Here is a 22,085-nt window from a genome sequence, read left to right on the forward strand (position 1 = left end):
GGGGGTTCGGCGTCCTCAAGGACGGCGTCCACGACGACATTCCTGGAGCGCGCTTTTCACTAGTCGGACGTTTCTGTCGCGACCGACGTTCTCCGTGCGACCCGTTGGGCTTTGATCGCTTTCCAGGTCAGCTGAGCGGCGACTCCGATCAGCAGCAGGCCGAACAGCGTGCTCGACAGTTGCGGCGGCAACGCGAGCGCGAGCGCCGCGCCGGGGATCGAGGCGACGGTCGCGGCCACACCGAGCGCCAGGCCGGTGGGAATGTCCACGTTCTTTGCTCGCCAGTTCGAGATCGTGCCGACGACGCTGGTGGGGATCATCACGATCAGCGACGTACCCTTGGCGATGAGGTCGCTGACCCCGAACACGTTGATGAGGGCCGGCACAGCGATGATCCCGCCGCCGATGCCGAAGAGCCCGGAGAGCACCCCCATCACCACCCCGAGGATCACGTAGCCCACGCCGATTGCCGGAGTGAACGCGACCTCGTGTCCGCGCTGCGGGGTGAGGAAGAACAGCCGTGCGGCCACGAGCAGAATGAAGACGATGAATAGCCACCGCAACCAGGTCAGCGGGATGCGCTTGAGCAGGGCGGTCCCGGCGAGAGCGCCCACCACCGCACCCACCGAAACAAGCAACCCGGCGAGAAGGTCCACCTCGCCCGCTATGAGATATGTGACGGACCCGACAATCGAGGTTGGCACTATTGCGGCAAGCGAGGTCGCAGCGGCGACCCGCTGATTGAGCCGCGCGAACATCGTCAGCAGTGGAATCATGACGATGCCACCACCGATGGCGAACAGTCCGGAGAGCACCCCGCCGACCAGCCCGATCACGATGATCGTGAACCAGGGTCGTCGCGTCGCCGGTTCAAGGGTCTCAGTCACTGGGCGTCCTCCTCGACGCCGCCGGACGGGTGGTCGAGCTGCGCGGCTACCTGCGCGACGAGGTGGCGGAGCATCTCCGACATCTTGCGGACTGTGCTCTCGGACCGGCTCAACCCGTACTGATCGATCAGCCATTCGGGATCCCGGTAGCCGACAGCGGAACCGTCGCCGTCCGCCCGGACGAGGATCCTCAGCGGCAGGTCGTACCCGCTGTCCGGATCGTCCTGCATCAGCGACGTGCCGACGGCCGGGGACCCGAACACCAGTACCGTCTCCTCCGGCAAGGTCAGACCGGCGCCGCGCGCATTCTCCGCGTGGTCGTAGACGGCGAACAGACTCACTTGCCCCGCGGCGAGGCGCTCGCGGATCGCGTCGACCACCGCAGCGACGGGCCTGTCGATGTGAGTTGTGCGCCAGTAGTTCATGGCTGCTCCCTTTCGGGCACCGGCAGAGTTGCCGGTGCGGTGTTTGCGGGTTCGGCAGGGGACCCTCGGCGGATGGCGACAGGTCGCGTGACGGTGTCGTCGGCACGACGCAACGTCTGTTCGGCGCGTCGAATTCCACGACGAACTCTCGCAACCAGCGCGACGCTGCCGACCGCCACCGCTACCGTCAGCGCCGTCGATGCCAGCGCCAGCGCGAGGGCCACGGCCTCCCACCCGGGGAAGGCGGCCAGTCGGGTCCACTCAATGGCATAGGAGGCGGCCGCGGCGACGGGAAAAGTGAAGGACCAGAAGCCCAAAGTGAATTCGAGCCTGCGGTAGGTCCCGATCAGGAACAGTTGCAGGACGATCATGACAGCGAGCATCCCCAAGAACGCGGCGGACACAGGGTCGGAACGGACGCCTGCGATCAGGAACCAGGCGGTGCCGCCGAGGGCCGGGGGCGCCATGAGGATGGCGAGGGTCGGTGTCAGCGCGTCGGGTAGCGGTGGGAAGAAGGCCAGCCGCGCAAGCAGGACCGTGAGGAGCACGACCCAGAAGAACAATCCGACGGCGAAGGCGCCCACAGCCACACCGGTGAGGTGCATCCGGCCGGCGATGATCGAGGACACGAAGGAGGCGGCCACCGTGGGGAGCAGGTATGCGCCGTGGAACGCTTCCGGGTTGAGCGACCCGCGGTGCCAGTAGGCGAGGATCCACCCCCCGAAAAAGACCGCGGCCGCGAAGGAGACCGCTGTGAGAACGATGCCTCCGACGGGCCACCATCCGGTGAGTTGGGAGCCCAGCAGCATCCCGACGATGGGGATGACCGCCGCGATCGGGCCTTGGGCCGGGTGGCGCAGTTGGGAACGGAGGGTCTCGGTGCTGTGGCGTCCCCGGTGGAGGTGCGCGACGATGAGCCAAACCCAGCTGACCGCCGTGACGATCCAGAGGGCGGCCGATGTGCTGGCGTCCCACCCGAACGCGGCTGTCAGGGAAGTCCACACGGTGGCGAGCCCGGCGATGCCGAAGCAGATCGCGAACGTGTTCAGCGGGATGCGCGGTGTCGCCTTCCGGCGTGCGGTTGGTGGGTTCATACGGGTTCGCTTCTCGTGGCGCCCTGATGGTCGAGGGACTCACGGCTCGATGGCGGCTCAGCCTCAGTGTGTTCCAGCGGTGACGTCGGCGGCTTCTCGGATGAGCTCCACGACGCGCGCAGCCTCCGGAATGCCGACCGTGTGCGATCCGTTCGGAAGCTCGATGGTCCGACGAGAGCCGGCGCGTTCGGCCATGAAACGATGCGCCTCGGCGGGGATATTGAGGTCGAGGGAGCCGAACAGGAACCACGAGGGCACCGACTTCCACGCTGGTTCGGTTGACCCCTGCCCGAACGCGGACTCCAGGATCGGCCGCTGCGTCGCCGCCATGACACTCGCCACCTCGACGGGCGAGTCGGCCGCGAACTGCTGGTGGTAGCGGTCTTGGCTGATATAGAGATCCACCTCGCCGTCGGCAAGCGTCACCGGAGCGAGGGTCTCGCCGAGGGTCGAGCCCGGGAACTTGTTGGCCAACTGGCCCGCAGTCTCCCCGGCTTCGGGCGCGAAGACTCCAATGAACACGAGCGCTTTCACGTTCGCGTTGCCGGCTCCTCCGCCGCTGATGACCATACCTCCGTACGAATGACCGACCAGGATGATGTCACCATCAAGGCCTTTGAGGGTCGCGCGCAGGTAGTCGCAGTCCGACGGGACGCCGCGAAGGGGGTTCGCGAGAGCCATGACCGGGAACCCCTCGGCAACAAGCTGCGAGATCACACCACTCCAGCTCGAGGACTCCGCGAATGCACCATGAACGAGGACGATGGTCGGCTTGGACGAGGAGGGTCGGGTGTCGGTCATGGGTTCTCCTCGGGGGGCGGTGGCGGCTCGCTTCTGCTCGTCGAGTACGAGTTTGCGCTTCGATCGCTCGAGCGACGCCCCGGCCGCCCGGAGAAGATTTCCGGCAAACCCTACGGCGCCGATCGACGCGCCGACCCAGCATGACCGTGTGGGGCTCTCCGTGATGGTTGTCGACGACGACGAGCAGTTCCCCGGACTAGTACGGCGGATGCTCGCCGGTTGCGGATACGACATCACGGCCGAGGCCTGCTCCGTGGCCGATGCATTGCGGCAAACGTCGGTGCGCATGCCCGATGCGCTCCTCGTTGACGTCGGCTTGCCCGACGGTGACGGCTTGGAACTGGCGCGACAACTGACGGCATCTCAAGCAGTCCGTGTCGTGCTGGTATCCGCGGACCCTGATTCCCTCTCGCAGGATGACGCTCGGGCTGCAGGAGCATTAGGATTTGTCCCGAAGATTGACCTGAGTTGTGCCGTCCTGCACTTGCTTCTAGACACAAACTGAAGCACGAGGGGAAGATCGGTGGTCGAGCCGGTAAGGGTGTCCGTCGGAGAAGACGACCTGCTTCTCCGCCAGGGAATCGTCCGCGTACTGACCGACGGAGGTTTCGACGTCGTCGCCGAATCCGGAACTGCGCCGGAGCTGCTCGCCAAGACACTGGCGTACAGGCCCGACGTCGCGATCGTCGACATCGGCCTGCCGCCTCACCACGGCAACGACGGGTTGCACGTGGCGGTCGAACTGCGGCGCCGGCTGCCATCGATCGGTGTCGTGGTGCTCACCCAACACGACGAACCCGCCTACGCACTCGAGCTGATCGGCGACAGGCCGGACGGTGTCGGCTACCTCCTCAAAGAGCGGGTCGGCGACGTCAAGGACTTCTGCTCCGACGTCATCCGAGTCGCGCACGGCGGAAGCGCTCTCGACCCGACCGTGGTCGCAAAGATGATGCGCCCGCGCGCCATCCCCGAACGGTTATCGCTGCTCACCGAGCGCGAGCGCGCCGTTCTCGCGGCGATGGCGGAAGGCCAGTCGAACGCCGGCATCGGGCGGAGCCTCTTGATCAGCAACGCCGCCGTCGAAAAGCACGTGACGTCCATCTTCCAGAAGCTGGAAATCCCCGCCGACCGGTCGCGCCACCGCAGAGTGCAGGCCGTTCTGCGCTACTTCGACTTGGGCCAGAGCTAGAAAATGGCAGAATACCCGACCGCCCGTGCGGATCGCGGAGACCCTTCCGCCGCGACTACCCCCTCCGCGCTGTCCGTCGCCGAACGATATTACGACGCGTTCAACGCCCGCGATTTCGTGCAGATGCGAGCGCTGATAGCGCACGATATCCGCTACCTGATCGATGGAGGCGAACTCTTCGGTGCCGACGCTGCCGTCTTCTACTCGGAGAGCGTCGTCGAGGAGTTCGCGGGCATCAGCATGAGCGACCAAGTCCTGATCCCTGCCGGCGACGACCGCATCGTCACTGAATACCGGTTCCGCCCGCTCCGCGAGTTCGATCCCGGTCAGGTGGAATGGCAGCTTGACGGACTCGTGATGGAAGTGCTGACCATCCGAGGCGGGCTGATCACCTCGTTGCACAGCTTCTACAACTCCGCCCCGACGGACCGTTTCGGATCCATCCGGATTCCATCCCGATTCGAAGCGGCGCAAATCGCCCAACAGCAAACCTCCCTGCGCCGAGTGGCCACGTCCGTAGCACGCGGCGCACCCCTCGCGGAACTGACGGCAAGGGTGGCAGAAGAAATCAGAGCCCAGTTCGGAGTCGTCGACGTCCGTGTCGTTCCCCGAGGCGACACCGGGGAGGACCCACTCGACCAATCAGACTCGACCGTCTCAGTCCCCATCATGATCGAAGACCGAGTGTGGGGGTCGCTCGTCGTTGCTGCAGACCCGACCAGCCGTGTCAGCTCTGAGTTCCGGCCCGAGATGACCGGGTTCGCCGACTTGCTCGGCTTCGCTCTCGCGAACGAGCACAACAAGTCAGAGCTGCTCGCCTCGCGCGCCCGCATCACCGCCGGCGCCGACAGAGCACGTCGTCAACTCCAACGCGACATCCACGACACAGCCCAGCAACGACTCGTGCACACCGTCATCGCGCTCAAGCTGGCCCGCAACGCACGCGATCATGACCCGGCAAGCGCATGGGAGTTCGTCGAGGAAGCACTTCGACAAGCCGAGAGCGCCAACGATCAACTCCGCGATGTCGTCCACGGGGTCCTCCCAGCAGCGCTCTCCGCAGCCGGGCTGAGAACAGGCATCGAGTCCCTCGTCGCCGAGATCGATCTTCCCGTTGCCCTCGATGTGACGCCGGACCGCCTGCCAGCCGAATTGGAGACGACCGCCTACTTCATCGTCGCAGAAGCCATGACCAACGTGGTCAAGCACGCGCATGCGTCCGAAGCCACCATTACCGTCACGACAACTGGACAGGAGCTGGAGATCACCATCACCGACGACGGCGTGGGCGGCGCCGACATGCGAAAAGGCAGCGGCGTGATCGGGATGCGAGACCGCGTGGAGGTGGCACACGGCACCTTCGAGCTTCAGACCGGACCTGACGGCACAGTCGTTCGCGCTCGACTTCCCATTCCGGACGGCCCAGGCGATCTGTGAAGCCGAAGTCGCGCCGTGCCGCCGGCCTCCTGACGACGGCCATCCATAGCGACCGATTAGGACACGCGGGTCTGCGCCGCGGGAGCCGGACCCTGATTCGAGCGACGCCGCAGAGACGTGGTCAAAATGAAGTCGAACGCGGGTTCCCGAGAAAGCATCCTGCTGATGCTTAGCCTGTACCTGCCCCACGGTAACCACGGACCCAATCCTCGAAAATCCGGCATCATTTCGGACAGCATCGAGCTCAGACTGCACAGGCACTCGCGCATCGTATCCAGCGGAGCTATCCCCCGCTCCTGACATTCACGGCAGGACCCCGTCGGGGTCGGCGCTTGCCCCGCGACGCTCGCGCAGCACCGTTCGATGCGCGAGCTGGCGGTCCTCCCACGAGAGGACATAGGTCGTGAACTCCCCGCGCTGCGCGACGAGCCGGAACCCGAGCCGGACGGCGAGCTTCGCGGACGACTCATTCCACCCCTTGACCACCGCGGTCACCAGCACGGCCTGTACGTGTTCGAAGGCGACGTCGAGCATCGCGTCCGCGGCCTCAGTCGCGAGGCCCCGACCGCCGTACGCCGACCGGAGCAACCAGCCGATTTCCACAGTGCGCGTTGCCGCGGCGACGGTCCTGAGGTGAAGTGACACGTCGCCGACCGTGTGCCCCTCGTGTTCGGCCGCCAGCACTAGCAGATCCCCCGGGCGCCTCAAAACGGTGTGGTGCGTCCGCGCACGGAGGTGTGCCAACGCTTCCACGGTTGTCCGCTGCGGCCAGCCGAGGCCCTGGCGGATGGCCTCGTCATGCTCGATCTCCAGCCAATCATCGGCGTCCGTCATCCGGTACGTCCGCAGAAGCAGCCGTGGCGTGCTGCGCTCGGTGGCCGACACCGGTGGCACCAAACCGGGGTGGCACAGTTTCCGCAGCATGGGCCTCGGCTCCTACTTCAACGCTTGGCGCATGGCGCGAGGCGCCATCGCAAATGTTCGAGGCGTGATGGGGCGGATGTCGTCCATCCCGTTCTAGCTGCCGCAGGCTCGTCGGGCCGCTCCGCTTCCATACGCACAACCTTTTCGGCAGCACATCAGGCGCACGCTCGGGGAATGTAAACGAGAGGTAAAGCTTGCCTGTGGTAGCCATGGCACCCGTTCCACATCCACGGCCGCACCTTCCAACTCGACGGCGGACCACGCAAGGACAACGCGATCGTGCTGCCGCACCGCTCCCTCGCCGTGCTCCTCGACGCCGGCAACCCCCGCCTCTGGATGACGCAGGCTGCACCCTCGGCTAGCTCATCGCCGAATGGGTCGCCTTCCTCATCCCCGTCATCGCCGTCACCTTCGGCTGGGACCCGCTGTTCCAGGACAAAATGTTCGCCGACTGGATCCCCGACGTCATCCTCGTCTTCGGACTGCGCACCATCTTCCACTACTTCGCCATCGCGCCGATGCGCGACCTCGGACTCGGCCAAGGCCTGATCGAAGCTCTCAAGGCCGAGCCGCCTCCATCACCTAGTGGCAGATCGGATGTACGGGGCGATGGCACTGATCCAGTCGCCGCTCTTCCCCGCGCTCTTCGGCGGCCGCGCTCCGGCGACCTCGCCCGAGCTCTGGTTCGCGATGCAGTGGGCGATGCTGCTCGGATTCGCGAACGCCTGTCCGGCCAACTGGCTGCTGATCCGGGTCGGAATCAATGAGCGCAGGGCACGAAAATCGCCCATCAGACCGCGAAGCCTTCCCAAGGCGCACCATCGTCGCACCACGAGGTTGCCCGAAATGCAGAAAACCCCCGGTTTACCAGGGGTTTTCTATGGCGGTACCGGTGGGATTTGAACCCACGGTGGGCTTTCACCCACACAACTTTTCGAGAGTTGCACCTTCGGCCGCTCGGACACGGTACCGCCGACAATGTTACTTGAACCCGCCGGGGGTCGCCAATCGGGAGGTCCGGGTACTGTGCACTGCATGGGCAGCACAGCACGGACTCTCGGAGCGATCACCGTCGCGGGCGCCGCCGTCGGAGCAGCGGCGGCCGCGGGTTGGGCGGCGATCCGCCGCAAGCGGCTCTCGGTCGCCGAGGCCAAGATCCTCCTCAACGAGACCCTTCCCGTGCACTCCAAATGGTGGAGGGACGAAGCCACAGTCGAAGGCGAGATCGTCTACGTCGCGCTGGGCGACAGCGCGGCCCAGGGCATCGGCGCCTCCCGGCCCAAGAACGGCTACGTGGGCATCATCGCCGACCATTTGCGGGCGGTCACCGGCCGCTCGGTCCGGGTCGTCAACCTGTCGGTGTCGGGTGCGACGGTCGCCCTGGCGGCGGCCGATCAGCTCCCCCGTTTCTCCACTCTGAAGCCCGACATCGTGACCGTCTGCATCGGCGCGAACGACATCCCGCGGTTCGACGAGCGCTCGTTCCGCGCCGGCATCAGGGAGGTGCTCGCCGCGGTCCCCGACGACGCGATCATCGCCGACCTCCCCTACTTCTACCTCCCCTGGAACGAGCGGAAGGTCGCGCAGGGCAACCGGATCATCCGCGAGGAGGCGGCCGAGCGCGCTCTGACGGTCGTGTCGCTCAATGCGGCTATGCGGCGGTACGGCATTCGCGGCGCCTTCACACAGTTCGCCGAAGACCTGTTCCACCCCAACGACCACGGTTACCGCGTCTGGGCGTCGGCGTTCCTCCCGGCGGTCACCGAACTCGCGCGAGCGAAGTTCCCGCGCCGGCCCGCCGCGAGCGCCGCCTCCAGCGCAAACAGCTCAGGGGAGGCGCTCAGCGCCTGACACCCGCCGGCGCCAGGTGCGACAGCACCCGTTCCCACGCGGGAACGACCACGAGGTGTCCGACGCCTGGAACCACCTCCATCCGCGCGTCCGGCAGCGCCCGCTGGTACCAGGCGGCGTGGGCGCTTCCGGCGATGGCGTCGCCCTCGCCGCTGATCACCAGCGTGCGCGCGCGGACGTCCGCCAGCTCGAAACCCCATGGGCGCGCCGTGTAGCTGAGGATGTCGCCCGCGACACCTCCCGGACCCTGGCGGAACGCGTCTTTGAGCATCATGGCGAGCCGGTCCCGCACGCCTCGGCCCTCGAGCACCTGGTCGTCGATCGGCCCCGAGGTGAGCGGGCCGAGCGGGACCTCGGACAGGGCTTCGGCATGCCGCACCGCGTCGGCCTGTCCCTGCAGCATGTCGCTGAGCTGGCGCATCGCGTCGGAGGGGGAACGCTTCCCGAGGTCGTCCGAGAGGGCCTGCAGTCCCGGATCGATCCACGGGACGGCTTCGTTCGGTGCCGGCGTGGCGATCACAGCAACCCGGTCCACGAGCTCGGGGTGCCACGCCGCAAGCGCCAGCGCAACACGGCCCCCGGCCGACCAGCCGGCCACCCCGACGGTGCGCGGACGGTCCACGCCGAGCATCGCCTCCGCCTCGATCAGCGACCGGATGTACTCCGCTATGTCGTCGGCCGCGCGCGTGATGCTCGGCCAGGAGGCGGGCGGCCAGGGATCGCTCGACCCGTAACCGGGGCGATCGATCGCGATGATGTGCGCGTCGCGCGTCGCCGAGATGTCCGGGTCGGGATCGAAGGTGGAGGAGCCGGGCGCGCTGTGGCACACCACGACGATGCGGTCGGCGTCCGGGTTCCCGAGCGTCGTCACACCCACTCGCCGGCCGGAGCGCAGTTCGAAGGTCATCGCTGCCATGGCGTCATTGTGACCCTTCCTCAGCGTTGTGGACAGGGACGTTCGGCGCACGGTTCTCCACCGCCTGCGCGCTCCTCCCGCGGGTGACGGTGGCTCGCCGTAGGGTGGTGAACGATCCGAGGAGGTGCCGTGGCCAAGGCGTCCGTCAACTACCGCTGCAGCGAGTGCGGCTGGTCCACCGCCAAGTGGGTGGGTCGCTGCGGCGAGTGCCAGGCGTGGGGCACCGTGGAGGAGTCCGCCGCCCCCACCGGGGTGCTCCGGGCGCTCAAGCCGGTGACCATCGCGGCCGACCGCACGGCGAGAGCGATCACCGACATCCGGTCCGATTCGGTGGCGCGGCGCCCGAGCGGGATCGGCGAGTTCGACCGCGTGCTGGGCGGCGGCATCGTGCCCGGCGCGGCCATCCTCCTGAGCGGCGAGCCGGGCGTGGGCAAGTCCACTCTCCTGCTCGAGGTGGCGTCTCGTGCGGCGCGCGAGCGATCCCGCGTGCTGTACGTCAGCGCCGAAGAGTCCGTCAGCCAGGTCCGCATGCGCGCCGAGCGGACGGGCGCGGTCCACGACGAGCTCTACCTCGCCTCCGAGACCGACCTGGCGACGATCATCGCCCAGATCGACGCGGTCGACCCCTCCCTCGTCATCGTCGACTCGGTGCAGACCGTGTCGAGCGGCTCAAGCGAGGGCATCGCGGGAGGGCCGAGCCAGGTCCGCGAGGTGGCGAGCGCCCTCATCCGCGTCGCCAAGGAGCGCGACCTGCCCGTCCTGATCGTCGGCCACGTCACCAAAGACGGCTCGATCGCCGGCCCCCGGCTGCTCGAGCACCTCGTCGACGTGGTGTGCCAGTTCGAGGGCGACCGGCAGACCGCCCTCCGCTTCATCCGGGCCCTCAAGAACCGTTTCGGGCCGACCGACGAGGTCGGCTGCTTCGAGATGGCCGGCGACGGCATCGCCGAGGTCCCCGACCCCAGCGGCCTCTTCCTCAGCCGCACCACCACGCCGGTGTCCGGCACCTGCGTCACGGTCGCGATGGAGGGGCGTCGCCCGCTGCCCGTCGAGGTGCAGGCTCTCGTCGTCGCCACCACCGCCCCCAACCCGCGGAGGGTCACCAACGGCGTCGACGCCTCGCGTGTCGCCATGCTCCTCGCGGTGCTCGAACGCCGCGCGGGCATCCGCCTGGGCGACAAAGACGTCTACGTGTCGACGGTCGGCGGGGTCCGGCTCACCGAGCCCGGGGCCGATCTCGCGATCGCGCTCGCGGTCGCGTCCGCCGCCAGCGACCGTGCGATCCCGCACACGCTCGCCGCCTTCGGCGAGATCAGCCTCGCCGGCGAGATCCGCCCCGTCAGCAGCGGCCGCCAGCGCACCGCAGAAGCCGCCCGCCTCGGGTTCGCTACGCGCGTCGACGACCGCAGCGCCAGCATCCGAGAGGCCCTCCGCCTCGCGTTCTCGGCCGCCTCCACCGAGCGGGAGCGAGAACTCGACGCCGCGTTCTGAGCCTGCCCTCACGTGCTGAAGCGGCGGCTGCTGTGGCGCCCGCTACTTCAGGATGAACTGCTTGGTGTTCGTCGACTGCACGCCGCCCACCGCCGTCTTCAAGTGATACGAAGCGCCGCCCGCGGGCACCTGCGGACGCTGCGCCTGGCACGTCGACGGGCTCGACCGCGTCCGGTCCCACGTGATCGGAGTCTGCGACGAGATCGTCTTTCCGGGCTGCAGCAGCACCAGCGCGTCAGACCGATCCGTCTGGCAATCCGTCGACTGCCAGTAGACGTCCGAACCGCTCGTGATCGTGAACGCCTGCTGGCCCGTCCCCGCATTCACCGTGCACGCCGACGAACCGGTGTTCGTGATCGCGATCGACAAGAGCGGCAACTGCCCGGCCGAATACGAATCCTTGTCGGTGACCGCATCGACGCGCACATCCGACGGGTTGCACTTCGAGTCGCCCGAAGCCGACCCCGAGCCCGCCTTCGACCCGGACGCCGAACCCGACTGACCACCGCTCGACGACGCCGCAGGAGCAGGAGAACCCGAGGTGCCGGCGGACGCCGGCGCCGAAGCAGCAGCCGAGGGTCGCGAAGAAGCCGTCGGAGCCGGCGAACTCGAGCCGGTGTGCGCGGGAGAGACCGGCTCGCCGCTGGACGCCCCCGGCCGCAGGAACAGGAGGACGACGATCGCGACGACCGCGATCAGACCGATCAGGACGACGAGCCGACGGCGCCAGTAGACGCTGCTCGGCTGCGGGCCGACAGGGCGCTTGAACGTCGACATGGCCGCAGCTTAACCAGGGCCGCGTCAGCCGCTCGAAGGCGCGCGGACCGGCCGTCCCCCTTTCAGAGGACCTTCAGCATCCTCGTGTTGCCGAGAGTGTTCGGCTTCACCCGAGCGAGGTCGAGGAACTCGGCGACGCCCTCGTCGTGGGAGCGGAGGAGCTCCGCGTAGACCTTCGGATCGATGGTCTCCGAGCCCATGTCCTCGAAGCCGTTGCGCTGGAAGAAGTCCACCTCGAACGTCAGGCAGAACAACCGGCTGAGCCCGAGCTCCCGCGCGTCGTCCTCCAACCGCGCCAGCAATGCCCGACCCACACCGCGACCGAGCCAGGCGTCGGTGACGGCGAGCGTGCGCACCTCACCGAGGTCGCTCCACATCACATGCAGCGCGCCGCACCCGATCAGCCGGCCGGTCTCGTCGACCGCGACCCGGAACTCCTGCACCGACTCGTAGAACGTCACCGTCTCTTTGCCGAGAAGGATCCGGCGGTGCACGAGCGGCTCCACGAGCTCCTGGATCTGCGCGACGTCACCGGTGCGCGCGCGGCGGATGCTGAAACCGGGTTCGCCACTCACCGCTCCAGCCTACAAGCCGGAGGGCCGGCCTCCCGTCACGGGAGGCCGGCCCTCAGGTCGGTGCGCGAACGCGGCGATCAGTCGCCCGATGCCGCCAGATCCGGCGTCGCCGGGCCGGTGCCGATCGCGGCCGTCGCGTTGATGCCGGCGCCGATCGGCTCCTTGCGGGCCGTCGTGGTGAACACGAAGTCGTTGTCGGCGAAGTCGACGTGGACGTGGTCGCCGGCGTTCAGCTCGCCGTGGAGGATCTTCTCGCTCAGACGGTCCTCGATCTCGTGCTGCACCGCGCGGCGGAGCGGGCGTGCGCCGAGCGTCGGGTCGAACCCGACCTCGATCAGCCGCTCCTTCGCCGGGACGGTCAACTCGATCGTCATGTCACGGTCGAGCAGACGGGTCGAGAGGCGCTTGATGAACAGGTCGACGATCTGCAGCAGCTCGGCCTTGTTGAGCTGCGGGAACACGATGATCTCGTCGACACGGTTCAGGAACTCCGGCTTGAAGTTCTTCTTGAGCTCCTCGTAGACCTTGCCGCGCATCCGGTCGTACCCGGTCTGCGTGTCGCCCTCGATCTGGAAGCCCACCGGGCCTCCCGAGATGTCCTTCGTCCCGAGGTTCGTGGTCATGATGATCACGGTGTTCTTGAAGTCGACCACCCGGCCCTGACCGTCGGTCAGACGACCCTCCTCCAGGATCTGGAGCAGCGAGTTGAAGATGTCGGGGTGCGCCTTCTCGATCTCGTCGAAGAGCACGACGCTGAACGGCTTGCGGCGGACCTTCTCGGTGAGCTGGCCGCCCTCCTCGAAGCCGACGAACCCGGGAGGGGCGCCGAACAGCCGCGAGACGGTGTGCTTCTCGCCGTACTCCGACATGTCGAGCGAGATCATCGCCGACTCGTCGTCGAACAGGAACTCGGCGAGCGCCTTCGCGAGCTCGGTCTTACCGACACCGGTGGGCCCGGCGAAGATGAACGAGCCAGAGGGACGCTTCGGGTCCTTGAGGCCGGCGCGGGTGCGGCGGATCGTCTTCGAGAGGGCCGCGATGGCCTCCTCCTGACCGATGACGCGCTCGTGCAGAGCCTTCTCCATGTAGACGAGGCGGGCCGACTCCTCCTCGGTGAGCTTGAACACCGGGATGCCGGTCGCCTGGGCGAGCACCTCGGCGATCAGGCCCTCGTCGACCTCGGCCGTCGTCTTCACGTCGCCCGAGCGCCACTGCTTCTCGAGGCGGAGCCGCTCGCCGAGGAGGTTCTTCTCCTCGTCGCGGAGGCTCGCGGCCTTCTCGAAGTCCTGGTCCTCGATGGCGGCCTCCTTCTGGGAGCGCACGTTCGCGATCTTGTCGTCGAACTCACGCAGCTCCGGCGGGGCCGACAGGATCGACAGGCGCAGGCGGGCGCCGGCCTCGTCGATCAGGTCGATCGCCTTGTCCGGGAGGAAGCGGTCCTGGATGTACCGGTCGGCCAGGTTCGCCGCGGCGACGATCGCGCCGTCGGTGATCGACACCTTGTGGTGCGCCTCGTAGCGGTCGCGCAGGCCCTTCAGGATGTTGATCGCGTGAGGGAGGGACGGCTCGGCCACCTGGATGGGCTGGAACCGGCGCTCGAGCGCCGCGTCCTTTTCGAAGTGCTTGCGGTACTCGTCGAGGGTGGTCGCGCCGATGGTCTGCAGCTCGCCGCGCGCGAGGAGCGGCTTGAGGATGCTGGCCGCGTCGATCGCGCCCTCCGCGGCGCCCGCGCCGACGAGCGTGTGGATCTCGTCGATGAAGGTGATGATGTCGCCGCGGGTGCGGATCTCCTTGGTGACCTTCTTCAGGCGCTCCTCGAAGTCACCGCGGTAGCGGGAGCCGGCGATGAGCGAGCCGAGGTCGAGCGTGTAGAGCTGCTTGTCCTTCAGCGTCTCGGGGACGTCGCCGCGGACGATCGCCTGGGCCAGCCCCTCCACGACAGCGGTCTTGCCGACGCCCGGCTCGCCGATCAGGACGGGGTTGTTCTTCGAGCGGCGCGACAGGATCTGCATGACGCGCTCGATCTCCTTCTCGCGCCCGATGACCGGGTCGAGCTTGTTGTCGCGAGCGGCCTGCGTGAGGTTGCGGCCGAACTGGTCGAGGATCTGGCTGCCGGCCTGCGCGGTCGCCTGATCGTTGCCTCCGACCTGAACCTGCTCCTTGCCCTGGTAGCCCGAGAGCAGCTGGATGACCTGCTGGCGCACCCGGTTGAGGTCGGCGCCGAGCTTCACGAGCACCTGGGCGGCGACGCCCTCGCCCTCGCGGATCAGGCCGAGGAGGATGTGCTCGGTGCCGATGTAGTTGTGGCCGAGCTGCAGGGCCTCGCGGAGGCTGAGCTCCAGCACCTTCTTCGCGCGGGGAGTGAACGGGATGTGGCCGGTGGGCTGCTGCTGCCCCTGGCCGATGATGTCCTGGACCTGCTCGCGGACGGCGTCCAGCGAGATGCCCAGCGACTCGAGCGCCTTGGCGGCGACACCCTCCCCCTCATGGATCAGGCCGAGCAGGATGTGCTCCGTCCCGATGTAGTTGTGGTTGAGCATCTTGGCCTCTTCTTGGGCCAGAACGACGACGCGGCGGGCTCGGTCGGTGAATCTCTCGAACATGTCTACTCCTCCGACGCGGGTGCAGGGGTCGCGTCGATACAAAGAGAGTAACCACCCCTCCGGCCCCCGTCGTGCCCTGTTCGCCCTGGGCGTTACAGTGTTTCGCCGCCCGGATCCGCAGGGCTCAGCCCGGGAGGCCGGGGAGGGTCAGCGTGCTGTCCGGGAGGTCAATCGTGACCTGCGCTGTCGTCTTCACGCCGCTCGGCGTCGCGAACACGGTCGTGTGCGGCACGTAGTCCCGGGTGCACACGCCGCCGGGTGCGGGAGCGAGCGTCGCCTTGAGCGAGCTCTTCCCCTCCACGCTGATCGACTGGACTTTCGGAGGGCACGTTGAGCTGCCGTAGAGCACGATCCCGAAGTGCTGGCCGGCGTCGAGCCAGGACGCCCAGGAGGAGCCTCCCGCACTGCTCGCCGGAGCCTGGACCCCCTTCGGCTCGCCCGCGTAGTCGTCGGTCGGCCTGACCTGGCTGCTCGTGCAGCCCGTGAGCACGAGACCCGCGAACGCGACGACCAGCGCCCCGGACGCGACGGTCGGGAGGCGGTGTCGGCGGGTCACCCGACCATTCTAGGAAGAGGCGGCCACCCCGGGCTGACCGGCGCCTAGGATGCCGCTATGAGCAACCTGGAGCGCGAGCCGGCCGAGGTCGTCGCGGGGGGCGACCTCCTGACCCGTCCGGACGTCGAGATCCTCGAGCCGCGCGAGGTTCCGCTGGGTGGCCCGCGCGCCATGACCGTGCGACGGACGCTCCCCCAGCGCCGGCGCTCGCTCATCGGCGGCTGGTGCTTCATCGACCACTACGGCCCCGACGACGTCTCGGCGACGGGAGGGATGCGGGTCCCGCCGCACCCGCACACCGGCCTGCAGACGGTCAGCTGGCTGTTCGAGGGCGAGGTCGACCACCGCGACAGCGTCGGGACGCACGCCCTGGTCCGGCCCGGCGAGCTCAACCTCATGACGGCCGGGCGCGGGATCAGCCACTCGGAGGTCTCCACGCCGGCCACCTCGCGCCTCCACGGGGTGCAGCTATGGGTCGCGCTGCCGTCGTCGTCGCGGGACGTGCCTCCCTTCTTCGAGCACCACGCGCCGCGCCCGGCCCTGTTGGGCGGGGCGACCGTGCTGACCTTCATCGGGGCGTTGGCCGGAAGCGGCACGGAGGCGACGGTGTTCTCGCCGCTCGTCGGAGCCGAGATCGTGGCGCCGGCAGGGACCTCGCTCGAGATCCCGCTCGACGAGTCGTTCGAGCACGGCGTGTTGGTCGACGCCGGCGACGTCGAGCTGGAGGGGGTGGCCGTGCCGGTGTCGCATCTCGCGTACCTGGCGCCCGGCCGGTCGTCGGCGACCGTAGTCGTGGGCGACTCGCCTGCGCGCCTGGTGTTGCTCGGCGGTGAGCCGCTCGGTGAGCAGATCGTCATGTGGTGGAACTTCATCGGGCGCAGCCACGACGACATCGTCCGGTCGCGGGAGCAGTGGCAGCAGGAGGTCATCGCCGCGGAGGACCCGGCCGGGCGCTTCGGGACGGTCGACGGCTACGACGGGCGGCCGCTGCCGGCGCCGGAGTTGCCGACAGTGCGGTTGCGGCCGCGCGGCTGACCGGGGCGGCGGCACGGGCGGGCGCGCTGGGCGCCTTGCGTCGCCGGGCCTCGCCTCGCCTCCCCTCGCGCTTGCCTCGCCGGGCCTCTCGCTCGCCTCGCCGCGCCAGGCCTCGATTCGTGCCGAATGTCGTTTCGGCACGGCGCGTCGGCGACATTCGTGCCGAATGTCGCCTTCACGCGAGCCGGCCCCGCACCTCCCCCTTGCCACATTCGTGCCGAATGTCGTTTCGGCACGGCGCGTCGGCGACATTCGTGCTGAATGTGGCCCTCCCGGAAACCGACCCCGCACCTCCCGCCCACCACATTCGTGCCGAATGTCGTTTCGGCACGGCACGTCGGCAACATTCGTGACGAATGTCGCCACGGCGGGACGCGGGCCCGCACCTGCCCTCACCACATTCGGCACGAATGCAGCACCGGGAGGGGCGAAGACGGCCGCGGGTTACTGCAGCGCCGAGGTCAGCCGCGCGAGGTTGTCGAGCACGGTGGACCGCAGCGGCTGCTTCATCCATTCCTCGAGGGTGAGTTCGCGGCTCTCCTTGCGGTAGCCGTCCTCCACCGCGCGCATCTCTTTGACGAAGGAGGCGCCGCGCACCATGAGCACGACCTCCATGTTGAGCTGGAACGACCGCATGTCCATGTTGCTCGAGCCGATGACCGCGACATCGTCGTCGATGGTGAAGTGCTTGGCGTGAAGGATGTACGGCGCCTTGTACATCCAGATCCGCACCCCGGCGCGGAGCAGCGCCTCGTAGTACGAGCGCTGCGCGTGGTAGACGAGAGCCTGGTCGCCGATCTCCGACACGAAGAGGTCGACCGCGATGCCCCGCTGCACGGCCGAGGTGATCGCCATGAGCATCGACTCGTCGGGGACGAAGTACGGGGAGGTGATGACGATCCGCTCCTGCGCGTAGTACAGCAGGGCGAGGAAGAGGCGCAGGTTGTTCTCACCGGCGAATCCGGGTCCGGACGGCACGACCTGCGCATCGAGCTCGTAAGGCTCCACCTCATCGGTGATGGGCTCGGTCTCGCGGCGGAGCAGCTCGTCCGTCTCGCTGTACCAGTCGGTGATGAAGATGGCGTTGAGACCGGCGACGATCGGCCCCTCCAGCCGGACGATGAGCTCCTTCCACTTGAGCCCGCGCCGGATGTTCGACTTCTTGTTGTAGCTGCGATCGATCACGTTCTGCGACCCCATGAAGGCGACGCGGCCGTCCACGATGAGGAGCTTGCGGTGGTTCCGGAGGTCGGGCCGCTGATATTTTCCCTGGAACGGCTTCACCGGCAGCATCAGATGCCAGATGGCACCCATCGCGGTGAGCCGCCGGAGAGTGCGCTTGTAGTCGGGCGTCCGCCGGGAGGCGATGTGGTCGAGGAGGACGCGCACGGTCACGCCGCGCTTCACAGCCTCCTCGAGCGCGTCGAAGAACGGGCCTGTCGTCTTGTCGAGCGTGAGGATGTAGAACTCGACGTGCACATAGCGGCGCGCCTTCGCGATCTCGGCGGCCATCGCATCGAGCGACGCCTGGTAGTCGCCGTTCAGCGACGCGCGGTTGCCGCCCACGAGCGGCATGGCGCCGAGCTTGCGGTTCAGCTCGACGACGCCCTCGAGCCACGGCGGCCAGGGGTGGTCGCGGCGCACTCGCTCCATGCCCTCGGTGCTGTCGATGATGAAGCGGTTGATCTCGTCCTGCTTCTCGCGCCGCTTCTTCGGCAGCTTGTAACTGCCGATCAGGAGGAAGAACAGCACGCCGATGTACGGGATCAGGAAGATGGCCAGCAGCCAGGCCGTCGCCGAGCTCGGCTTGCGGTTGCGCGGCACGACGATGATGGCGATGACGCGGATCACGAAGTCGATGAGGAGGAGCACGACGACGATGGCGGTGGACAGGAACCCGGGGTCCATCGTTCGCGCATCCCCTCGACCGGCCGACGAGGAGCGCGACTGCGTCCTCTGGAGCTACCGTATCGGTTGCGTCAGGGCTTCGGCGCCAGACCGCGGCGTGCCCGCTCCTCCGCCTCGATCCGGCTGTAGGCCTTGCGCTCCGAGCGGTCGGCACGGACGATGGCGCGCATGATCGCCCAGAACAGCAGCCCGACAAGCACGGTCGGCGCGAGCGCCCAGACGATTCCGCCGATCACATCACCCATAACGCGCCCATCGTAGCGCCCGCCCCTGAGAGCGCGCCGCCCTACTTGACCAGCGGGAAGAGGATCGTCTCGCGGATGCCGAGCCCGGTGAGCGCCATGAGGAGGCGGTCGATGCCCATGCCCATGCCTCCCGTCGGCGGCATACCGAACTCGAGCGCCCGCAGGAACTCCTCGTCGAGCCGCATGGCCTCGTTGTCGCCGGCCGCGGCGAGCTTCGCCTGCTCGACGAAGCGCTCGCGCTGCACGACGGGGTCGACGAGCTCCGAGTAGCCGGTGGCCAGCTCGAAGCCGCGCGTGTAGAGGTCCCACTTCTCGACGACGCCGTCGCGCGAGCGGTGGGCGCGGACCAGGGGGCTCGTGTCGACGGGGAAGTCCATCACGAACGTGGGCCGCACGAGGCCCGACTTCACGTGGTGCTCCCACAGCTCCTCGACGTACTTGCCGGCGAGCGGGTGCTCGATCTCGATCCCCGCGTCGGCGGCCAGCTCGCGCAGGCGGGTGATCGGCGTCTGCGGTGTGATCTCCTCGCCGATCGCCTCCGACAGGCTGTCGTACATGCGGATGCGGTCCCACTCGCCGCCGAGGTCGTACTCGGTGCCGTCGGCCCAGGTGACGACGTGCGAGCCGGAGATGGCGACGGCGGCGTCCTGGATGAGCGTCTGGGTGAGGTCGGCGATCGAGTTGTAGTCGCCGTAGGCCTGGTAGGCCTCGAGCATCGCGAACTCGGGCGAGTGCGTCGAGTCGGCGCCCTCGTTGCGGAAGTTGCGGTTGATCTCGAAGACGCGCTCGATGCCTCCGACGACGGCTCGTTTGAGGTACAGCTCGGGCGCGATGCGCAGGTACAGCTCGGTGTCGAACGCGTTGGAGTGGGTGACGAACGGCCGGGCGGAGGCGCCTCCGTGCATCACCTGCAGCATCGGCGTCTCGACCTCGACGAAGCCCCGCTCGGCGAACGTGCGGCGGAGGGACGCCACCGCGGCGGCGCGATCGAGCACGGTCTTGCGAGCCTGCTCGCGCGCGATGAGGTCGAGGTACCGCGCACGCACTCGTGTCTCTTCGCTGAGCTCGTTGTGGAGGTTCGGCAACGGAAGCAGCGCCTTCGAGGCGATCCGCCACGACTCGGCCATGACCGACAGCTCGCCGCGGCGGCTCGAAACGACCTCGCCGAAGACGAACACGTGGTCACCGAGGTCGACCAGCTCCTTCCAGGCGGCGAGCGACTCCTCGCCGACGGCGGCCAGCGACACCATCACCTGGAGGCGCGAACCGTCGCCCGACTGCAGCACCGCGAAGCACAGCTTGCCGGTGTTGCGGAGGTGCACCACGCGGCCGGCGATCCCGACCCTCTCGCCCGACGCCTCATCGGCCTGGAGCGCTCCCCACTTCTCGCGGACGGCGGGGATGGTGGTCGTGACGGGCACGTCGACCGGGTACGCCCCTCCGGCCGCGCTCTGCGCCTCGGCGAGGAGGCGCTCGCGCTTGGCCAGCCGGACCGCCTTCTGCTCGCTGATCTCGTCTTCGCTCGGCTCGAGGTCGGCGAGGTCGGTCGCGGGGGTCTGCGCGTCGGTCATCGATGTCTTTCCGTTCGGCGGTGGGGCACGGTGCTACGCGATCGTGAGGCGCTCGTTGTCGATGAGCCGGGTCGACCCGACGCGGGCGGCGACCAGCAGGAGGGCTGGTCCGCGATAGCCGGGGGCCACCTCGCGGAACGACGCCGGATCCACGATCACGAGATAGTCCAGCCTAACGGCTGGCTCGTCGTCGATGCGCTCCCAGGCGGCGGCGAGCACTGCCTCCACGCCGTCTCCGGCCGCGGCGGCGCCCGCAGCGAGCGCCTGGGACAGCACCACCGCGGCGCGGCGGTCGTCACCCTCCAGGTAGCGGTTGCGGCTCGACAGCGCGAGCCCGTCGGCCTCCCGGACCGTCTCGACGACGGCGATGGTGATCGGGAGGTCGAGGTCATCGACCATGCGCCCGATCACGTGCACCTGCTGGGCGTCCTTCTGGCCGAACACGGCCACGTCGGGCTGGACGATGTTGAACAGCTTCGCGACGACGGTCAGCACGCCGTCGAAGTGGCCGGGGCGGGAGGCTCCCTCGAAGCGGGTGCCCGCCTCCCCCGCGGTGATGCGGGTCGCCGGTTCGCCGTTCGGGTACATCTCGGAGGCGCTCGGCGCGAACACGACATCGGCGAGCCCCTCGAGCGCCGCGACGTCGTGGTCGAGCGTGCGCGGGTAGCGGTCGAGGTCTTCGGCGGGGCCGAACTGCAGCGGGTTCACGAAGACGGAGACGACGACGAAGCCGCCCAGGTCGCGGGCCTGGCTGACCAGGCGCAGGTGCCCGTCGTGGAGAGCGCCCATCGTCGGCACGAGCACGACCCGGCCGACCGGCGCGTCGGCGGGGCCATCCTGCAGGGCCGCCCGCCGTTCCGCGGCGATGCGCTCGCGCAGCTCGGCGATGGTGGTCACGACGACTGGCATGGGGTCCCTCCTGCGCTGCCGCCCGCGTGGGGGTGCGAACGGCCGTGTCCAGGCTACTCGCCGCGCAGGTACCAGCCGCGCCCGTCGTCGCCCGGGTCGGCGGCGTCGGGGTCGTCGTCGTGCAGCGCCTCCATCACCTCGACCTCGAGCGGCGTCGTCGCGCCGGCGCGCGTGAGGGCGTTGTCGACGGCCGAGCGGACCAGCGACGAGAGGAACGAGCCCGGGTTCTCGACGCCGATCGAGCGGAGGATGTCGGTCGACTGGTCGACGATCGAGCGCGAGAAGGCGGTCGCCGTGGCGATGGCCTCGGCGTACGCGGGCCTGTCCTGCTCGGCGACGACGATCGGCTCCCCGCCCATCTCGACGACGAGCGCCTGCGCGATGGGGAGCACGGCGGCCGGGGCGGTGACGGCGAAGTAGCTCTCGGCCAGCCGGGAGAGGTCGAGGCTCGTGCCCGTGAACTCGACGGCGGGATGGACCGCCAGCGGGATCGCCCCCGCCTCCGCCGCCGGCCGCAGGACGTCGACTCCGAAGCCGGGCGCCGTGTGCAGCACGATCTGGCCCGGCTGCCACGTGCCCGTCGCCGCGAGCCCGGCCACGAGCGCGGGCAGTTCGGCATCGGGGACCGCGAGCAGCACGAGCTCGCTCCGTTCGACCAGGGTCGGGACATCCAGGATGGGCACGCCGGGCAGCATCGCCTCGGCGCGCTGACGGCTCGCGGCGGACACCGCGGAGACGCCCACCAGCGCGTGCCCCGCTCCCGCCAGAGCGAGGCCGAGCACCGGGCCGACACGACCCGCGCCGACGATGCCGAGCCCGAGTCGCCCCGAACGGCGGTGCGGAGGGACCGCCGGCACGCCCGGCGGGAGGGGAGGAACGGGGGGTCGCATG

22 protein-coding genes and 1 tRNA gene are annotated in these 22,085 nt (G+C 68.6%); 7 read left to right on the forward strand and 16 right to left on the reverse strand.

Annotation, left to right across the window (positions count from 1 at the left end; genetic code table 11):
• Positions 1–59: 59 nt before the first annotated feature.
• The 4 genes from FPT20_RS13100 to FPT20_RS13115 form a co-directional block, all read right to left on the reverse strand.
• Positions 60–887, reverse strand: coding sequence for a sulfite exporter TauE/SafE family protein (locus FPT20_RS13100; protein WP_158865930.1), 828 nt, complete (start codon positions 885–887; stop codon positions 60–62).
• On the reverse strand, positions 884–1,312 hold the full coding sequence (locus FPT20_RS13105) for a DUF302 domain-containing protein (protein WP_158865932.1): 429 nt from the start codon (positions 1,310–1,312) through the stop codon (positions 884–886). The genes FPT20_RS13100 and FPT20_RS13105 overlap by 4 nt, the downstream gene beginning before the upstream one ends.
• On the reverse strand, positions 1,309–2,406 hold the full coding sequence (locus FPT20_RS13110; protein ID WP_158865946.1) for a hypothetical protein: 1,098 nt from the start codon (positions 2,404–2,406) through the stop codon (positions 1,309–1,311). Before FPT20_RS13110 ends, FPT20_RS13105 begins: the two co-directional genes overlap by 4 nt.
• Positions 2,407–2,469: 63 nt before the next feature.
• On the reverse strand, positions 2,470–3,495 hold the full coding sequence (locus FPT20_RS13115) for an alpha/beta fold hydrolase (RefSeq protein WP_233265519.1): 1,026 nt from the start codon (positions 3,493–3,495) through the stop codon (positions 2,470–2,472).
• Between FPT20_RS13115 and FPT20_RS18235 the strand changes: the two genes are divergently transcribed.
• Genes FPT20_RS18235 through FPT20_RS13130 form a run of 3 tightly spaced genes read left to right on the forward strand, consistent with a single transcriptional unit; the run spans position 3,416 to position 5,833 of the window.
• Positions 3,416–3,712 carry a response regulator gene (locus FPT20_RS18235; RefSeq protein ID WP_442786492.1) on the forward strand — a complete coding sequence of 99 codons (297 nt, stop codon included), beginning with the start codon at positions 3,416–3,418 and terminating at the stop codon, positions 3,710–3,712. The two genes, FPT20_RS13115 and FPT20_RS18235, sit on opposite strands and share 80 nt — an antisense overlap.
• 36 nt (positions 3,713–3,748) lie before the next feature.
• Complete coding sequence (locus tag FPT20_RS13125; RefSeq protein ID WP_199245780.1) at positions 3,749–4,396, forward strand: response regulator transcription factor; 648 nt, start codon at positions 3,749–3,751, stop codon at positions 4,394–4,396.
• A gap of 3 nt (positions 4,397–4,399) precedes the next feature.
• Entirely contained in the window at positions 4,400–5,833 is a 1,434-nt protein-coding gene (locus FPT20_RS13130) for a nuclear transport factor 2 family protein (RefSeq protein WP_158865955.1), read from the forward strand.
• Positions 5,834–6,136: 303 nt separating this feature from the next.
• Here the strand turns inward: FPT20_RS13130 and FPT20_RS13135 are convergent, their stop codons facing one another.
• The gene (locus tag FPT20_RS13135) at positions 6,137–6,757 is read right to left on the reverse strand and encodes a GNAT family N-acetyltransferase (protein ID WP_158865957.1); all 621 of its coding nucleotides are present in this window, start codon (positions 6,755–6,757) and stop codon (positions 6,137–6,139) included.
• Positions 6,758–7,366: 609 nt separating this feature from the next.
• Between FPT20_RS13135 and FPT20_RS13140 the strand changes: the two genes are divergently transcribed.
• A complete protein-coding gene (locus FPT20_RS13140) occupies positions 7,367–7,660 on the forward strand; it encodes a DUF4396 domain-containing protein (protein WP_158865959.1) in 294 nt (97 codons plus the stop codon).
• On the opposite strand, the gene FPT20_RS13145 is transcribed toward FPT20_RS13140, so the two are convergent.
• Positions 7,639–7,728: transfer RNA gene (locus FPT20_RS13145), tRNA-Ser, on the reverse strand. The genes FPT20_RS13140 and FPT20_RS13145 overlap by 22 nt on opposite strands.
• A 64-nt stretch (positions 7,729–7,792) precedes the next feature.
• On the opposite strand from FPT20_RS13145, the gene FPT20_RS13150 reads away from it, so the two are divergent.
• Positions 7,793–8,608 carry an SGNH/GDSL hydrolase family protein gene (locus FPT20_RS13150; RefSeq protein WP_158865961.1) on the forward strand — a complete coding sequence of 272 codons (816 nt, stop codon included), beginning with the start codon at positions 7,793–7,795 and terminating at the stop codon, positions 8,606–8,608.
• Here FPT20_RS13150 and FPT20_RS13155 read toward each other — a convergent pair.
• Positions 8,598–9,524: an alpha/beta fold hydrolase gene (locus tag FPT20_RS13155; RefSeq protein WP_158865963.1), complete on the reverse strand. Its 927-nt coding sequence runs from the start codon at positions 9,522–9,524 to the stop codon at positions 8,598–8,600. The genes FPT20_RS13150 and FPT20_RS13155 overlap by 11 nt on opposite strands.
• Positions 9,525–9,653: 129 nt before the next feature.
• Here FPT20_RS13155 and radA point away from each other — a divergent pair, with 129 nt between their 5' ends.
• Complete coding sequence (radA, locus tag FPT20_RS13160; protein ID WP_158865965.1) at positions 9,654–11,015, forward strand: DNA repair protein RadA; 1,362 nt, start codon at positions 9,654–9,656, stop codon at positions 11,013–11,015.
• Positions 11,016–11,057: 42 nt separating this feature from the next.
• On the opposite strand, the gene FPT20_RS13165 is transcribed toward radA, so the two are convergent.
• The 4 genes from FPT20_RS13165 to FPT20_RS13180 all read right to left on the reverse strand — a co-directional run bounded on the left by FPT20_RS13165 (position 11,058) and on the right by FPT20_RS13180 (position 15,526).
• Positions 11,058–11,792, reverse strand: coding sequence for a hypothetical protein (locus FPT20_RS13165; RefSeq protein WP_158865966.1), 735 nt, complete (start codon positions 11,790–11,792; stop codon positions 11,058–11,060).
• 62 nt (positions 11,793–11,854) lie between these two features.
• Positions 11,855–12,367, reverse strand: coding sequence for an amino-acid N-acetyltransferase (locus FPT20_RS13170; protein ID WP_158865967.1), 513 nt, complete (start codon positions 12,365–12,367; stop codon positions 11,855–11,857).
• A gap of 77 nt (positions 12,368–12,444) precedes the next feature.
• The gene (locus tag FPT20_RS13175; RefSeq protein ID WP_158865969.1) at positions 12,445–14,970 is read right to left on the reverse strand and encodes an ATP-dependent Clp protease ATP-binding subunit; all 2,526 of its coding nucleotides are present in this window, start codon (positions 14,968–14,970) and stop codon (positions 12,445–12,447) included.
• A 124-nt stretch (positions 14,971–15,094) separates the two neighbouring features.
• The gene (locus tag FPT20_RS13180) at positions 15,095–15,526 is read right to left on the reverse strand and encodes a hypothetical protein (RefSeq protein WP_233265520.1); all 432 of its coding nucleotides are present in this window, start codon (positions 15,524–15,526) and stop codon (positions 15,095–15,097) included.
• 57 nt (positions 15,527–15,583) lie between these two features.
• Between FPT20_RS13180 and FPT20_RS13185 the strand changes: the two genes are divergently transcribed.
• Positions 15,584–16,561, forward strand: coding sequence for a pirin family protein (locus tag FPT20_RS13185; protein ID WP_158865971.1), 978 nt, complete (start codon positions 15,584–15,586; stop codon positions 16,559–16,561).
• A gap of 444 nt (positions 16,562–17,005) precedes the next feature.
• Here the strand turns inward: FPT20_RS13185 and cls are convergent, their stop codons facing one another.
• From cls to FPT20_RS13205, 5 genes are all read right to left on the reverse strand, one after another.
• On the reverse strand, positions 17,006–18,469 hold the full coding sequence (gene cls / locus FPT20_RS13190) for a cardiolipin synthase (RefSeq protein ID WP_158865973.1): 1,464 nt from the start codon (positions 18,467–18,469) through the stop codon (positions 17,006–17,008).
• A 71-nt stretch (positions 18,470–18,540) separates the two neighbouring features.
• On the reverse strand, positions 18,541–18,714 hold the full coding sequence (locus FPT20_RS17840) for a hypothetical protein (protein WP_199245782.1): 174 nt from the start codon (positions 18,712–18,714) through the stop codon (positions 18,541–18,543).
• A gap of 41 nt (positions 18,715–18,755) precedes the next feature.
• A complete protein-coding gene (gene lysS, locus FPT20_RS13195) occupies positions 18,756–20,285 on the reverse strand; it encodes a lysine--tRNA ligase (protein ID WP_158865975.1) in 1,530 nt (509 codons plus the stop codon).
• Between the two features lie 33 nt (positions 20,286–20,318).
• On the reverse strand, positions 20,319–21,194 hold the full coding sequence (gene panC, locus FPT20_RS13200) for a pantoate--beta-alanine ligase (protein WP_158865976.1): 876 nt from the start codon (positions 21,192–21,194) through the stop codon (positions 20,319–20,321).
• Positions 21,195–21,247: 53 nt separating this feature from the next.
• Positions 21,248–22,084, reverse strand: a complete 837-nt coding sequence (locus FPT20_RS13205; protein WP_158868168.1) for a Rossmann-like and DUF2520 domain-containing protein — start codon at positions 22,082–22,084, stop codon at positions 21,248–21,250.
• Position 22,085: the final 1 nt, after the last annotated feature.

It is taken from the genome of Leifsonia sp. AG29 (genome assembly GCF_009765225.1).
In the GTDB taxonomy this organism is placed as follows: Bacteria; Actinomycetota; Actinomycetes; order Actinomycetales; family Microbacteriaceae; genus Leifsonia.